9 protein-coding genes are annotated in these 16,990 nt (G+C 44.3%); all 9 read right to left on the minus strand.

Features of this window, described 5'->3' with window-relative positions; genetic code table 11:
* Position 1 precedes the first annotated feature (1 nt).
* A complete protein-coding gene (locus HX021_RS04835; protein WP_286588843.1) occupies positions 2–1,843 on the minus strand; it encodes a sialidase family protein in 1,842 nt (613 codons plus the stop codon).
* Entirely contained in the window at positions 1,824–2,756 is a 933-nt protein-coding gene (locus tag HX021_RS04840; protein ID WP_286588845.1) for a glycoside hydrolase family 43 protein, read from the minus strand. The genes HX021_RS04835 and HX021_RS04840 overlap by 20 nt, the downstream gene beginning before the upstream one ends.
* Positions 2,753–4,207, minus strand: a complete 1,455-nt coding sequence (locus HX021_RS04845; RefSeq protein ID WP_286588847.1) for a glycoside hydrolase family 140 protein — start codon at positions 4,205–4,207, stop codon at positions 2,753–2,755. Before HX021_RS04845 ends, HX021_RS04840 begins: the two co-directional genes overlap by 4 nt.
* A gap of 14 nt (positions 4,208–4,221) precedes the next feature.
* Positions 4,222–7,323, minus strand: a complete 3,102-nt coding sequence (locus tag HX021_RS04850) for a DUF6298 domain-containing protein (protein WP_286588849.1) — start codon at positions 7,321–7,323, stop codon at positions 4,222–4,224.
* A 116-nt stretch (positions 7,324–7,439) separates the two neighbouring features.
* Positions 7,440–9,071 carry a polysaccharide lyase gene (locus HX021_RS04855; protein ID WP_286588850.1) on the minus strand — a complete coding sequence of 544 codons (1,632 nt, stop codon included), beginning with the start codon at positions 9,069–9,071 and terminating at the stop codon, positions 7,440–7,442.
* Positions 9,072–9,190: 119 nt separating this feature from the next.
* Complete coding sequence (locus tag HX021_RS04860) at positions 9,191–10,822, minus strand: polysaccharide lyase (protein WP_286588853.1); 1,632 nt, start codon at positions 10,820–10,822, stop codon at positions 9,191–9,193.
* A gap of 118 nt (positions 10,823–10,940) precedes the next feature.
* Positions 10,941–12,971, minus strand: a complete 2,031-nt coding sequence (locus tag HX021_RS04865; RefSeq protein ID WP_286588854.1) for a RagB/SusD family nutrient uptake outer membrane protein — start codon at positions 12,969–12,971, stop codon at positions 10,941–10,943.
* Positions 12,972–13,032: 61 nt separating this feature from the next.
* Positions 13,033–16,287: a SusC/RagA family TonB-linked outer membrane protein gene (locus HX021_RS04870; RefSeq protein WP_286588856.1), complete on the minus strand. Its 3,255-nt coding sequence runs from the start codon at positions 16,285–16,287 to the stop codon at positions 13,033–13,035.
* Between the two features lie 18 nt (positions 16,288–16,305).
* Entirely contained in the window at positions 16,306–16,878 is a 573-nt protein-coding gene (locus HX021_RS04875; RefSeq protein WP_286588857.1) for a DUF3826 domain-containing protein, read from the minus strand.
* Positions 16,879–16,990: the final 112 nt, after the last annotated feature.

A 16,990-nucleotide genomic window follows, 5' to 3' on the forward strand; every position in this document is an offset into this window, starting at 1 on the left:
ACTATAAAGTTTCTGCTGTCAATGCCGAAATTCGATAAACGGCTTCGGCGACAGCCTGGCCTGGATTGGGCACATCAAAATCCTGATCTGTAGGGGTGTCCGCATTTGGAAAACGCCGCACCGCCCCGGTCCGGAAAGACACTTTACTGATCTGGGCGACCGGCTGGAAAAAGAGTTTTGTCCCCTTATCCACACCGTTTACCAAAACCTGAAAGGAACGTGTAGCCACATCAACCAGACAGGTGATCTGATAGCGCTTGCCAGCCTCATATTTTTGTAGAGAGGCATTCCGATAACCGGCCTTATTCTTCAGCAGGCCATCTTTATCAAACATGATCCGCGCCGCCGCGCTCCCTTTATCATCCAGCAGCTCAATTTCCAGCGACCCATGTGTATCTTGTTGTGGTGTCACTGTAAACACTATTTTCGCCTTTTTGGCCGCCGCGATTACCCGATCTGCCTTGGCATAATCATAAGGATCCTTATCCCGCAGTACCAGGCCCCGGTCTTCTATCTTTGCACTTGCCCATAGTGGGCTGTATATATTCCAGGATTTATAAGCCCGTTCTGGTTCTTTGGAAAAGTCATCATGTACTGCTCCAGCCACTGTCGCGGTGATAGGCACCGGTACCTGTGCCACCCAGATGTCCTCTTTATTCATACTATAGGTAAGCCACATATTTTTATCGGGTGTCTGGCCATTCCCTTCCTGGATCCCACGGACATATTGGGGTCCATAGGACTTGTAATTCCCTCCATAACGCATGGTGGTGATCTCGCCATTAATCAATAATAAATCGGTATAACGGAGTCCATCCTCACTGGTGGACACCGCCAGCGGCCATCGGAATTCGGAAGGGTTGTAAACGGTTGCAAAACGTCCGTCTGCTGTTCTTTGTCCCCAGATTTTTGCATTGCTATTGACAAATCCGGGTGCCCGTAGGGGTGAATATGCCCAGGTCTTCCCATTGTCTTTGCTGATGGAGGTAAGTGCATGCTTCCACAGCCCTACCACCCTTCCATCATTTAAATGGTAGTAAGCAAAGGCTTTCACAGGTCGTTTGAATGGAATCAAGGGATCATCGCGGTCGGCCTCTTCCACCCATTGCTGCATCATCAAAGGGGTATGCAGTAATTCTTCACAGGCAGCGACAAAAGCTTTGTCCTTACTCTTGGAAAAAAATGGATATTTAGCCTCTTTTTCATGGAAAGATGAATTAAAACGGATGAAATAAATCGGGCCGAAGGAACCATCTTGCCTAATTTCCCGGACCACACGTCCGAGCCCATTACCATCGTTGGGGTCATCTTTCGCATCCAGCGCAACACCATAATAACCTATGGTCAGGAGCTTCCCATTTTTGGCGGTATAGAAACCCATCCGCTGATGCATAATCGCATACAGATTTTTACCTGCACGATCGGACCTACCCGGTTTCGTAAAACCTTCAGGCACGAGATAAGGTGGAAAAAGCTCGGTCGGTTCAGACCAGGCATACCCATCTTTGGAGGTCAGCAAGAGCGTCTTGCCTTCCGCCACGTGCTCACCTACTGGATTGCTTAAAAACTGAAGGTAATAGGTCTTGTTCCAGTAAGCCAAAAATGGCTGGTGGTTGTAGGTGAAATTATGCCCGCCTGCTTGTGCCGGGAATTCCCGGTTTGCCCGGAATACCTGAATATTGTGCGTTCCTACGGCCGGGGTTAACTGTCCATGGTGATAATCTACATTGGACAAGGTTTTGCCCACATACTTTACCGTATCCTGGGCCCATGCCTTTCCGGCTATTCCAGCAAGGAATAGGCTGAAGAGGATTGCTTTCTTACTATTTCTTTTTGCTTTCATGTCGGCGTAAATTCTTGATCACTTTTTTTGATGCTTTGACGATCGTACCATGCTTATGCCCAACAGGCACAGCGATCTGATCATTGATTGTTGTAAAGGTTTTGAAATCTTTGGTTGCCACGGCTTCATAGCGCTTGCTGCCATAAGAATCAAAATAGATCAACCATTGGTCTTTGATTTTCACAACGCTTGGCCCTTCGGTTAAGTAAGCCGAAAAAGGTGCGGAGATCTGCTCAAAGGGCCCCAATGGATTGCTAGCAAATGCAACACGCAGATCCCTATTTGGCCGTGTGTTATCCTTCAAGACCAATACATAATCTTGCTCCGCTTTTTTGACAATGACGGCGTCGATGATACTAAACCCCGGGTCACTGAATAATTTCGTTTCGGTAAACGTGTTGAAATCTTTTGTCGTGGTATAGTACATGCGATGATTGTTGTCTTCGGCTTCCTTACCTTTGGCAAAACGATAAGGTATTGTTGAGGCCCAGATAATGATAAATCTATTCTCCACATCATCATAAAACAATTCTGGAGCCCATACATTGACCGTGGAAGATTCATGCTGCATGACGGGGATGATCTTTTGGTCTTCCCAATGAATCAAGTCCTTGGAATGGGCATATCCAATCCCTTCATTTCCTTTCCAGCCAATGGTCCATACCAGATGGTAGGTCCCCTGTTTATCCCGTATGATGGAGGGATCCCGCATGATTTTCTGTGTCCCCAGTTCAGGTTTCAGATAGATTCCTGAGATAGATTGCCAATGATAGCCGTCTTCACTATAGAGATAACGAAGTCCTTCGTTAGCCGGCTCATGAAAGGAGGTAAACAGATAGCTATCTTTCTGACAGGAAACAAGCCATGTTACTGTCATCAACAAGAGACCCCATGCTTTTATTTTTCTCATCATACCGAATCCAGAATCAATACCCAATCGTTACCTTCCTGCTGTCCACCTTCCGGTGTAAAGTGCTGCACCCCTTTGTTTGTGAACTCGCCGATAGCCTTTGTTTCACCATTTCGCGGGTTAAACCAGGAAGCTTTCACTTTGTCCCCTTTAATTTTTCCCATGTTGACCTGCATGGGTTGACCTGTATAATTATAGATAAAAGCATACCTATCGGTCCGTGTTGCCAGGAGACGATTGTATTTTTCGCCATTGACCGCAAGCAAGGACTGGTCTGGTACCCGGTCAAAATAATTGTCCCGGGAGAGCATCAGTTCTTTTAAATATTTCATCTGTGCAGCCCCTGGCGCATGAATGGCCGAAGACCAGATTTCATCCGATCCGTAGGCTGAGGTCGTATCTTTTTTGGAATGCATCTGCATGACCGAATTCTGGCCATAGGTATAGCCAAAAGCACCTGCGAAGACGGACCAGTAGCCATATCTTCTTACGTCAGCATCAGTCCAGCGTGGTTCTTTAATATCATGCAATCCCTGTGGGATGCCTTCATACGAAGGTTCCCCATCAATGGTTGGCTTGGTTGGTTTGAGATCCCAATCGGCCGCCATGAACTTCCAATTGTCCTCACCATAATGTTTTTGTTCATTTTTGGAGGTATCCTGATCGTATCGTCTATGTCCGGATTGAACCATATTAAAATCCAGCCAAGATTGCTTGTGAAACCAATCCGACGAGGCTGTTCTTCCTCTGGGATGAAAGGTCATGAGATGATGCTGATCAATGGACTTGATGGTTTGGGCGATCTTCTCCCAGACTTCCATTTGATCAGAGCCCTTGATATCGCCTCCGTTTAACCAGATGATATTGGGGCGATCTTTCCATCGTTCGGCGAGGAATTTCGCGTACTTTTCAGCTTGCTCAACCGACACTTTCCCGTCTTTGACCGGCGATCCCCAGACAGGCACCAAGGCCATATATATTCCTTTTTCGGCAGCTTTGTCAATGATATAATCGATATGATCCCAATAATCATATTCGGCGGTATTGTCCGAGTTGCTACCGGCGGTGACCAATGGTCTTGAGACATCGTTATTCGTCACCGATGAATCGCCATAGGCATTCACGGATGGAACCGTGTGCAATACCATAGCCTGAACCACATTAAATCCTTTTTGTTTTCTATCCTCCAGGTATTGTGCTGCTTCCTCCCGATTCATCTTATTGAACAGCAACCAGCCCGTATCACCCAACCAGAAGAAAGGCTTACCATCTTCGGTTGCAACATAGCGCTGGTTTTCAGAGATCTTCAACAACGGCAGCTCTTTACGCTCTTTTTCGGAAGCACAGGAAAAAACCGTTCCGATAATAGCGCATGATAAAAGGCTCCTATAGACGGCTTTCCAGTTCCGCATTCCTGTTGGTTGTGTGTATAAATAGGGATATTTCTTGTGCATCGACATGATAGATATTAGTGTTTAGCGATCCAGATAATTTCTGGACTGTTCATATAATTGTTGAGGTGAAGTTCTTTTCTTGCATTTATTTTTTCGGTCTTCACGATGTTGCCATTTTTTGGATCAATATGCTGGACAAGGAAACGGCCCTTAAGAGCGTTCATATCCAGATCCAAGGCTGCTGAGGACGCATTATAAACAATCATTCCCTGATCAGACTTTAAGGTCCAATGGCCATTGAGCACTTCAGCCTGCATCCCTGCCGCTGCCCTGTAAAAATCAGGAGTTGCAATTTTGGGTAAATTAGCCATGGATCCTCCAGCCATAAAAGCGGCCCAGGCCATTTCCGGATAGTTATCTCCGTTGTATAAAACGGCTTTCTCCGGATATTTTTTGCGGTATTCAGTGACTGCCTTATACACTGCTTCCAGTGAAGTTTTCTTCGGTTTTAACAATCTTGCATGTTGGCGGGGAGCAAGGTTCTGCCCTCCTTTGGGTGCATAAGTCGATCCATCTGCCTGATAGTGCCAATAGCGGATATCGATGACCTGAATTTCTTTGGACCGCTCTGGATCGGCGAGTATTGCATCCTGCACATCTTTGGTCGTGCTCAAAGCAATAATCGGCTGTTTCCCGGTTTCGGTCTTCCATTCTTTAATCACGTCAATCCAGAATTGTACGAACGCCAAAGGGCCTGTGTATTCCGCACTGATCAACTGAATGACCCCGGAATTGTCTTTGAAATTGTCCAGGCACTGCCGGATATAAGCCCGATGTAAAGCCCGACGGACGGGATGATGAATATCATAAAACTGCTCCGCCATAAAAATGCGCTTATCGCCCGCATAAGGAACAGGCTCCGGAAAACCGACATTATTGATATTGTTGGCTGTGCGCCAAGGAAAATCTGCGTAATGGGCCCCAGCCTCAATAATATTATGTTGAAAATAATTCTGGTGAATCAATACAAGACCTTTTTGATCCGCCAAATCCGCATATTGCTTTAGGCGGCCCCAGTAAAACGGGTTATATTTTGTGAGATCATATTTAGACAGGCCATCGTAAGCAAGACCAGTACCACTTCTGGCGAAGGGCAGTTCATAGAAAGGCGGCCAAACCTCCCCATTGATGCGACGGATACGCTCGTGGTCGTCTCTGCGCCGATCGTACCACAATCCGTAGTTATGGTCGATCGCCAATATATTGTTTTGACGCATGCTATCGGTCATAGCATCCAGGTCATCGGTCAACCCATTGCCAATTTCTCCAGGGACATACCGGGTGATATGCGGCTTGGCTTTCACTGCACCGTATGGTCTTGCGGAACCGTTCCACCAGTTTACCTCCGATCTATTTCCCACCAAAACAACATCGCCCCTGACCAGCCAACCGTTCCGTATTTTCATATCCGGCTGCTTCGGCTGCGGAATATTTTCGTTGTAACCAATCTGGTCTATTGTTTTGGCCTTGCCTGCAAGGATATTGAGCGGTGCCCTATGCTCGGCCTGTTGAATAAAATCAATTAATTGTAAAGCCGGCTGAGCAGCCTGTTTCGTTAAATCCATCGCGACTTCCACAGGCGGGCTACTGGAAGCCTCCGTCAGTACAGGTAACAATATCGCGCGGTCATTTGCGGCCTTCCCAATGCGGTCCGCCAATTGTGCATAATACAAACTTCGAGGCTTGATATATTCATTGGACTGCTCCCAATACCCGTCACCCTGGAATTGTGCCCATATACCAAAAGCCCAATTTTGTGCCGTTGGTGGTTGGTAACACTCCACGAGGCCTGCTGTCGATTGCCAAAAAACACTGTTGGCCGCCGACCAGCCAGCACCTTGTCCATCCTGACCCCGGTTTTTATAACTTAATGCCTGTGCATCAATATCGGCAATATCGAATAAAACGCCTGAGGCCCAGCTATCAATCGCCCCGCTGAAACTAAAAGGTTCCACGGCCTGGCACTGCACAAAAGCATTTGGACCTGCGGCAAGGTAACCAACAGCAAAATCATGATAGCCCTGTTTTGAATAAAGGCGTTGAAATAAAGTTTGCTGACCTTTGGTCAAGAAGGTATAACGTCTCTGGCCCCCAATCTCTGATACCGGATCCAAGGAGATACAATCTTCTACCGTTAACTTCTTTGTACTTTCCAATGCATATACTGCTGATCCTGCAAAATGCCTGAACTGTACACGGCGCACCCAGGTATTCTCAGCATCTGCAATGGTAATGGCCATCCAGCGATGGTCTTCGTCTTTCAGGTTATGCTGATTATAAGTGGATTGAAGCGTTATATTTTCGACACCTACCTGTGCAATGCGCCCGTCCCAAACGTATTTTGCCACGGTTGCCTGACCATACTGTTGATCCAAGGCGGTTGTAATTGGTGCATCGATTTCGATTCGGTTACCACGGACTGCCACGACTGTTCTATCCCAGCTGATATCCCGTTGTCCAGGTTTCCAACCCAAGGAGGTAAGTCCACCCCCGAAATGAGCAGTTCCCAAGGTATTTATCCACGATTGCGTGGCCGGCCGCGTAATAATGAGCGGATCACCAACACGATAGCCTGAAGCATTTTCTACCTCAAATTCCCGGGCATTTACCGGAACATAAGCTGAAATGATTTTACTTTTTTCTTTCAGCCGCATGTCGTTTTTGCCAGCTATACGAATGAGTGTTTCGCGTGTGGTACCTGTTCCGATGAGCGTTGTTCCACCTACTGTAAAACCACTCCCCCGCAAGATCACACCGGAGGTATGTAGCACAAGCGATCCAGACACTTGATAAGTCCCTTTTTCTAACAATACCACGCCCCTCAACCCATCTTTGCCTAAAGGCAAACGCGAAACATAATCCAGCGCCGCTTGTATGCGGCGGGTGGCATCGCCCGATTTGACCGGTACAACAACTTCAATCCGGCCATCCGGAATGGCACTATTGCCACCCATATAGCCGGCATAGGAAAAATCCGGAAGCTGATTTCCCAGCGAATCTTTTTTATAGACCAGCTGTGTACCGTCCCAGGTCAGGGGGCTCACCGTCTTTTCTTGCGCTTGGACAGCACAAAAGAACAAGCAAATACCTATAAAGAAAATACCCTTTATTTTCATCTGTATGTGATCTTTCTTTCAAATGGTCAAATGGAACATCCAGTCCATTTTGTTTATATATTTATGTACTTTTTTCCCTCATTCCCATGCCAATCATGGGGACATTATTTCGGATATTATTTTTTTTGTGGCACCACAGTCTCCAGACTGACTACGCTATTGAGATAATTTTCGATATTGGCATAGCCATTCTTGGCAATTTTTCGCGAATCACCTGGATCATTTGGATTCAATCCCATGCTTTTTTCCACATTGTCCGGAATACCGTCATTGTCCGAATCTTTGTAAGGAGTACCTTCATAGGATGGATATCCACCAACCTGAGCAATATCGGAGATAATACCCTGCTTGTAAGAGTCTTCGGGCAAACGGCGTTTGACATAAGGCGATACAAATCCATGCTGTGGTTTATCTTGATTGTAATAGACTTTATTTGTTGAAACCTGTTTAATAATCCGGGTATCTACAGCGTCCTGTTTTGGCAAAAATGCACCCACATTTTTAAGCACATATTGATAAGCATCTTGTGCGGAAAGGGTTGTCACTGACGCCATAGGGAAAGCTTTATCTACGCGGATTTCCTTTTCGCGGTCACCTACATTGGGTAAATCCTCGATCTGGATCCCACCCGCCCAGTTATCTGCAGTAACTTTTGGAAATCCTTCCACCACATTACCATGGGCATATACTTTTCCATATTGGTCTTTAAAAGCTTTATCCCGTCCGGATTCTGGTTTTAAGATCCGATAGGCAATGGGCTTATCTTTTGGTGTGATCGGCCCTGGTTTATAATAATTATTTATAAAATTAAACAAAGACCTGTTATCACCGCCATCAGCACTTCTGTTCCACCAGTTCCAGATCACGTTGTTGACAAATCCAAAGTCGCCATACATACCGATGGAAGGGTTGCGGCTGATATTTGAAGCCCAAAGATTCCGCATGAAGGTGCTGTTCAAGCCACCAATTGTACTGCCGAAAGCATGGTTATAAGCATCCAGGCATTCAGAAAATATGGAATTCTGAATGGTGATATTGACCGTTGGCAGTTTGAGGTTTTTCCCTTCCCGATCATAGACATGGCGATAAATGGACATGTTCTCATCCAGCCCCCAACTTGCTGAGACGTGATCAATCATGATGTTACCCACCGGATTACCTCCGATGGCATCGTCCCTGCGAAGCACATCAGTTTCACCTCTACGCATGCGCAGAAATCTTAAAATGACGTCATGGGTATCAATTAAAAAGGATTCTCCAGCCACACAAACGCCGTCTCCAGGCGCTGTCTGACCAGCGATGGTAATATAGGGTGCTTTCACGACAATCGGTTTCTCAAGTCGAATTATACCAGCAACATTAAAAACGACGATACGTGCGCCGCCAGCCTCACAGGCCTCCCGCAGTGTCCCAGGGCCGCTATCGGCCAAACTGCTCACAACATAGACCTTACCGCCCCGGCCACCCGCTGTAAATGCACCGCCACCCTCTGCTCCTGGAAAAGCCTTTAACTCTGCCTGGGGTAGATCACTAGGTTTGGCCGCCCAAGGAATATAAGGTTTGCCTTCAGCCTTCATTACTGCCTGTGCCTTTTCCCAGACTTTTTCTAAACGTAGGTCCTCTGCCTTATCGCGGTCCGCAGCTTCCTTTTCTAATGATTCTGGAATAACAGGGTACTGTGCCAGTGCAGCTATTGGACTGATTAAGCCCAGAAAAAGAACAATATTTGGATTGAATAGCGATTTCATATGTCAATGATTATTTCGTGAGCTCATAAGCTCGGGGTTCATTTTTTAACGATTTATATGAAATACCTGGATTACTTTACGCAGTGACTGTCATGTTAATCCAAGGTATTTCATATGCATTATTTTGACGCCAATTGATTCAGGTAAATCTCGATATTAGCATAGCCTGAGGCAGTAATCTTTGCGGAATCGCTCGGATCGTTTGGATTTAACCCCATCTGTTTTTCAACATCATCAGGGATACCGTCATTATCGGAATCCTTGTAAGGTTTACCCTTGTAAACAGGATATCCGCCCACTTGGGAAATATCGGTGATGATCCCAATTTTATAAGAATCTTTAGATAACCTTCTATGTTCGAAATCTTTTTCAGGCAACTTCACATTGCTCAATAGCTTGACAGGCTTACCATTTTTGACATCGGCAATCACCCGTGTATCTACTGGATCCCTTTTCGGCAATGTCGCCCCGGCATGTTCAAGCACAAAGCCATAGGTTTCCTGCGCAGTCATCACCGGGAAATTCGCATGCGGAAAAGGTTCTTTCACACTCATCGCGGCAAAGTAAGGTTGTGCTTCATTGAAAGTCATTGCATCCCCCTTTTTGTTCTCTAATTGTATCCCACCATCCCAGTTATTCGCAGTGACCTTCGTGTTGCCCTCCACAATATTTCCTTTTACATGAGCACGGCCAAAAACTACATAAGGCAATTTGCTTCTTCCCGACTCCGGTTTTAAAATGCGGTAGCTGACTGGCTGATCCAAAGGCGTTGCAGGTCCAGGTTTAAAATAATTGTTCACAATATTATAAGTAGCCTGATAATCACCGCCATCAATCGAACGGTGCACCCAGTTGTAAACCACGTTGTTAAAGAAATTAAACAATCCATTCCAGCCAATGGAAGGGTTTCGTGCGGCATTATTTGCCCAAAGATTGCGCATAAATGTACAGTTCTCTCCGCCCAAAGTACTTCCAAAAGCATGGTTCCAAGTGTCTAAAGCTTCAGAGAAAATAGAATTTTGGATGGTTATGTTCACTGTCCCTCGTTTTTCCTCTGCTTTTCCCGTACTGTCATTATACATATGACGGTACATGGACATATTTTCATCCAGTCCCCAGCTTGCGGAAACATGGTCGATCATAATATTTCCCACCGGGTTTCCACCAATGGCATCATCTCTCCGACCGACATAGGTTTCACCACGTCTAAAACGCATATGCCGAATCAAAACATCGTGTGTATTCAACCATACCGATTCGCCAGCCACACATATACCATCGCCAGGAGCTGATTGGCCTTCAATACTGATGTAAGGAGCACGAATAATCAAAGGCGTTTTTAATCTAATAATACCGGAGACATTGAACACGATAATACGGGGACCACCCTTTTCACAAGCTTCCCGCAAGGTACCCGGACCGTTATCTTCCAAACTGGTCACAACGTAAACCTTACCACCACGCCCGCCGAACGTAAACTTGCCACCGCCTTCCGCTTCTGGGAAGGCTGGGATAGTCGCTTGCGGTAAATCGGTCGGCCGACCGGCCCAAGGAATATAAGGCTTGCCCTGTTTGGCATATTCTTCTATGACAGGTAGAGCCTTTTGCCAAGCTTCATCCGATTGTTTGGTCGCTTTGCGCATTAGCTCATCTGTATTCTTCTTGACATCTTCTGGAATTTTGGGATACTGACAAAATGCGATTGATGTAATAAGACTCAACAATGCTGTCAGCGTTATTTTTTGTAACATGTTTATCTAGTTAGTAGGATTTATAATTTCTAATTCGAATATATGTCAATTATACATTTATTTAAAGCAATGTATGTCACAATTAACATACAAAGGGCCTTTTAGGCCCATTTGTATCTTATTTTAAAGGGTCAAAAGTTCCGGCTCCATTCATGCTATCCCAACCTATGGTTTGTTGCAAATACGGAGATGTACTCAATACGGACTGGTTAAATCCAAAGAAGTAATATTCTGGGTACCATTTAAATTTCCATGTAGGTGTGGCATTTGTACGGTCTAGGTCATCCCGCTCGGTCACCACAAAGTAGTTATCATACAGATAGTCCAAGTATTGCTCTTGATTTTCAATTCCGGCAGGAAATGTTGCCGGTTCCCTTTCCACAATTGGAGCCGTTGCTCCATCCTTTAATAAGGGATCACTTTTGCCAACGTATTCTTCTCCATTCACTTTCAGCGTGATCAATAAACCTGTACGCCGGGTACCGTTTAGTGGTTTAACACCAATCCGCTGGGCTGTTGCCGAATTTTCTTCAAACAATTTCCAACGTCTCAAATCAAAGAAGCGTTTCCCTTCATAGGCAAACTCGATCTTTCTTTCATTGATAATGGCACCAAATAATTTATCTCTATCGCCCATTACCCCACTGAGTCCATAGGAACCATCTTTATTCTCAATTCCGGCCCGTGCACGAATTTTCATAATACCTTCCAGCCCTTCCTGAAGTTTATCTGCTCCAATAGCAGATTCTGCAAGATTCAGCACAACTTCGGCAAAACGCATTTCAATAAAGTCAGTCCCACTTTGTTGGAAACCTGAAGCAACACCATAGGTATTTGATGCATTTGGATCAGAACCTTTCTTTAGATATATGCCACTGCTATTGGCACCTTTAGTCTCAGTTGTTGTGTAACTTGCTGTAGCTTCCTTCTTCCAATAGTAGGTCCATTGACGATAACCGGTAGCCCCATTGTAAGGGAATAAAGCGCCATTATACACAAATGTTTTGGCAAAACGTGGATCTCTATTTTTATAAAATTTATTCGGACTATAGGCATAGGTCGAAGTCGGATCGTCTATACTCTTCCCGTCGAGCATTGGAAATGCGTCCAAGATCTGTTTGGTCGGTGAAATGGAACCACCCCCGAAAATATCCCTTGGGCGAATAGCTTGTTCCCAGCCGTTATTTTTAGCCATATTAGACCCATTGGTCACATTATTAAAACCATAGACCAGTACTGCTTCTGGATTGTTCACCTCCTTCATCCAGATATCACCCCAGGCTTTTCCATTTGCTGTGCCACCGACCTCAAATAATCCGGAGCCATTTTGCTCCAGCAACTGTTTTGCTTCCAAATTCGCATTATAGGCTGCAAGCCAACGCTCACGGGAATCATTCGGATTAAACTGTGGACTTGCATAGGTAAGCAGCACACGTCCTTTTAACGCCGCAGCGGCACCACTGGTAATCCTGCCCCAATTGGAATCATCCCACTTCCCTGGCAGTAAACTTTTGGCAAGATCCAGATCTTTTACGATCTGATCAATACATTCCGAAGTTTTACTTCTTGGAATTGAATTCGCTTCGTTCTCAGCCATCGTCGGATTTTGTGGTTCAAGCACTAAAGGAACCCCGCCATACATACGGACTAGGTCAAAATATTGAAAGGCACGCCAGAAGTACATTTGTCCTTTCAATTTATTCCGCGTTTCTTCGGCTATACCATATTTATCAATCTCACTCAAAAAGAGGTTAATCTCCCGCATTCTTGTCCAAACATTATTGGCGATGCTCGCGCTCATACGCTGTCCAAAATACTTGTTCGCATGGTTATTCACATAGGAAATTGCTGCCCATTCTTTATTGTAATCCGTTTCACCGGCCAGCTCATCTGTTGTCTGTGTAAACGTTGTGTTATACCCCCCATTTTCAGAGGCATTTTGTGTCACAACAAATGACTGCGCATTCGCTGCCGGCAAAAACATACCATACACATAATCCACATAAGACTGCGCCAGTACAGGGTCTTTGAATACTTCTTCATTTACAGCAGTTAAATCCCTTTTTTCTTCCAAAAAGTCATCTTTGCAAGATTGCCCTGTTAACAACAGGCTCAACAGTATAATATTTAAAATCGTTATCTTTTTCATCCTTTTATTTTTTATCAATGGTATCCGATCAGGTTTATTTATCCTACTTGATCTGATGGTCCTATAATGTCAAATTAATACCAAAAGAATATGTTCTCAAACTTGGATAAGCATTCCACGCTGACCCATTGCCATCTTTATAACTATATGGATTATATAAACTCATTGGGTTCATTGCACTGACATAGGCCCGGGCATTGGAGATCTTCAAGTATTGGATAAATCTGTCCGGCAGTTTGTACCCAATATTAAAACTGGTCATGCGCATGCGAAAGGCTGAAACAGTCCAAAAGTTAGATCTAACATTATAGATGTCCGACCAGTTGGGATTGGGCATGGTTCCTGTTGGATTAAGCTCAGGGTCATAGATATCTCCCCAAATAACAGGTAGATTGGTATAAGTTCTGGAGATATCATTATTCAGTTTGTCACGATCATTAATATCAGCATATCCACCAAATGAACCGGCAATTACAGCCTCTGCGGTGATGCCTTTGTAGCCCAGTTTAAAGGTCATACCAAATCCATAATGATTGTCGCTCTTCTTCGCCAATTGAATTTGATCATTCTCATTGATGATACCATCTGGTGCGCCAAATGTACCATCTCCCTGTAGTGCACCTCGTACATCTTGATAGTATAGCATACCGGGTCTAAGGTCCTCCGCCTTGGTACCAAAAACTTCTGTAATGTTGTATTTACCGACATAGTTATCGATATCCTGCTGGGATTTAAACATACCGAGATAGTCATATCCCCACACCCCATTGTCGGAAGAAGCTCCAGGCTGGGCATTCCAAGGATATAAGACATCAGTATCGTTAAAATTCATCTGGATGACCTTATTATCACCCCAGGAGAAACGCGAACTTACTCCGTAACTAAAATCATTGATTTTATCCTGCCAACCCAAACCTAATTCAATACCTGTAGTATTTACCTTACCAAAGTTTTCTCCGGCCACCGATCCACCAACTGTTATGGCAATATTGCCAGTCCGCTCAATGATAATACCAGAACCTTTGGTATAATAACCTTCTATTGTAGCGGACAAACGATTATTTAAAAAACGTGCGTCTATACCAAGGTTATTTTTATATTCGTCACTCCAGGATGTCGCGCGGTTAGCTGTCTTTTCCATCCTCATGCCCGTGGTGGAATTACCATTTCCGCCAAAAACAGCTCCCTTTCCAACTTGGAAAGTGTAACGCTGACGCCATGCCCATGGAGTGAAATCATCGCGGCCCATTTTACCATGTGAAAAGCGAAGCTTTAAATAGTCCACTCCTTTCACTTTAAAGAAATCTTCTTCACTGATTACCCAGCCTGCCGAAATATTATAGAATTTACCCCAGTAGTTTTCAGGAGCGAACTTGGTCGAGGCATCCGAGCGGAACAAAACTTCCGCAAGATATTTTTCACCATAACGGTAATTTAACCGCCCAAGATAACTTAAGGTTCCAGATTCATGCGCAGCCGTACGGGCATCAATCTCACCAAAGGCTGTGCTGAATTGCCCATTGGTTTGCTCAATAGGATCTTCTTTCCAAACATCCTCCTGAGAACTTTTGGCCTCGGCTTTTTCTACAGAGAATAATCCGGAGAAATTATGATTTTTCCATTGCTTATCGTAAAGAGCCGTAAAGTTCAGCTGATAATTATTGCCATTGGAGTTGGAGAAATAAACGCGGTTACCATTCTTAAAGACCGATGGTTCTGGATTGGTGGCGCCATCGTAAATATGTTGATTTTCGCCCAAGCGGGCAAATTCGTAAGTCTTATATTTGGTTCCCACCTGTGTTCCACGACCATTCATCAAGTTTTTATTATAAGACATCCGCAAGGTCAAGCCCTTTAGCCAAGGAGCCTGATACTCCCCATTTAAGTTGACGGTAAACTGCCTGTTGTCACTTGTGGCCAAATTGCCCAGTCGTTGCAGTTCGAAATAATGATACGCGGAAAGATCTTCTGAACGTCCTGGTAAACGAACAGGTAAGCCATCTACAAATGCGGGAATATAGGGCGAAGCCAACAACAGGTTCTTATAATCGTTTTCCTCATTTTCACCACCGATCTTATTAAAGGTTTTTTGCATATCTGCAGTATTCCCCGATACCTGTAAACCTACTTTAAAATTACTCGCCACCTTGATATCACTTCCCGCTCTAAAATTCCAGCGATCATAATTCAATGTACCTAAATTTCCATCCTGTTTATTATAAGCAATATTAGCGAAATAGGTAGCCACCTCTGTACCCCCTGAAACGTTCAGCGAATGACGGGTCAGATAACTTGACTTCCATGCATCCTCCAACCAATCGTATGAATGGTTTTTAAAATGGTCCAGTTCATCCTGGGAAAATATCCGATTGGCATAACTGGCATCGTCGGGTTTTACATTAGCTCCATTCGGGCCGTTCATAATGTTATAATACATACCATACTGGTATGCATTCATCATTTTTGTACGGTATGCTTCATCATTAATTGCATAAGAACCATTATAGCTGATCTTGGGCGTGCCCACTTTTCCTTTTTTGGTTGTTACCAAAACCACACCATTTGCACCTTTCACACCATATACTGCAGCAGCACCATCTTTCAAAATAGAAATGCTTTCGATTTCCGATGGGTCTAAATTATTAAATAAGGTTACATCAGGCTGGTTTTGGCCATTCACCTGAATCACACCATCAATAACATACAAGGGATCGGATGAGCCAACATCCTTGCCGTAATTCAACGGTTGTCTGACGGTTAAATTCGCTTTAGAACCTGGTCTTGCCAGTCCCCCACTGACACCAACGCCTAATAATCTACCAGCTAAGGCTGCCCCGATGTTTGTTGTCGGCAGTTCTTCAATTTCCTCCGCTTTAATATCCACTACAGCGCCTGTCAGGTGGGCCTTTTTCTGGGTGGTATACCCAACCGCAACCACTTCATCCAGCTCGCGGTTTTCGGCTTCCATCCGTATATTCAATACGCTCTGATTTCCTGCCGGAACCTCAAGTCTTTTATAACCGACGTAATTCACGACCAAAATCTCATTTCCAACAGGTAGATTTAATCGAAAGGTACCATCTTTATCCGTTGAAGTTGCCGTACTTGTCCCTTTAATGGAAATAGTCACTCCGGCCAAGGGTTTTCCATTTTGATCAACTACCTTTCCCGTTACATTCTTGAAAAAAAGTAGATTGAGTTCACTTGAGTTAGCACCATAGCTGAAGGAGGGAATTGTTCCTCCCGCTATGATTCCAAAGGCCAGCAGCTTAGCCAACCTTATCGAAGATTTCTTTGGGAATATAAAGTGATTCATAATTTGGGTATATTATATTTATTGGTTTGTTTTTTTGAGTCGTTCGGCCCACTTGTCTCCTTCTTCTTTTAGGTTATAACCGTGGGAGGCTAAGTAATTATTGATCTTTCCTTTGTATTTGCCGAACCAGGCATGTTTTTTCTCCGAAGATTCAGCCTGCATAGCAAGATCACGTGCTTCATATAACAAACTATCAATTGTATGTACTTCTTCTTTTGTGAGCCGAGGTATCATATCCTGATAAGCCTTCACCGTATTGGGGTATACATTATAGGTCATACCATTCTTAATGCCTTCCACTTGTTGGTCTGATAAAACCTCTTTTAGATTTTTTATAAAATATTGGTTTAAATTCGTAGTCTCACGGAGTGTTTCCTGTATAATCTGCTCCTTTAAACTTTTATCCGTATTATCCTTGATTTTTAGATCCCTTAGCATGTAACATGCGTTTAAAAGAAAATACTGATCACGGATCATATGAACAGCGCGTTCCTGTTTCGCTTGATCCTGTAGCCCTAATTTTGCCACAATTTTTACCGATCGGTCGGTAATAGTTTTCCAATAGGTATCATCAACTTGACTAAATGTCATTGATACACTTAAAAATAAAAATGTAAATAATGTAAATCGTTTCATAGGCATGAAATGGTTTATCCCTTTTGATGGTTATTAAACATAAAATAAAGTTTTCACTTTATTTCTA

It is taken from the genome of Sphingobacterium sp. N143 (assembly GCF_030325625.1).
Lineage (GTDB): Bacteria > Bacteroidota > Bacteroidia > Sphingobacteriales > Sphingobacteriaceae > Sphingobacterium.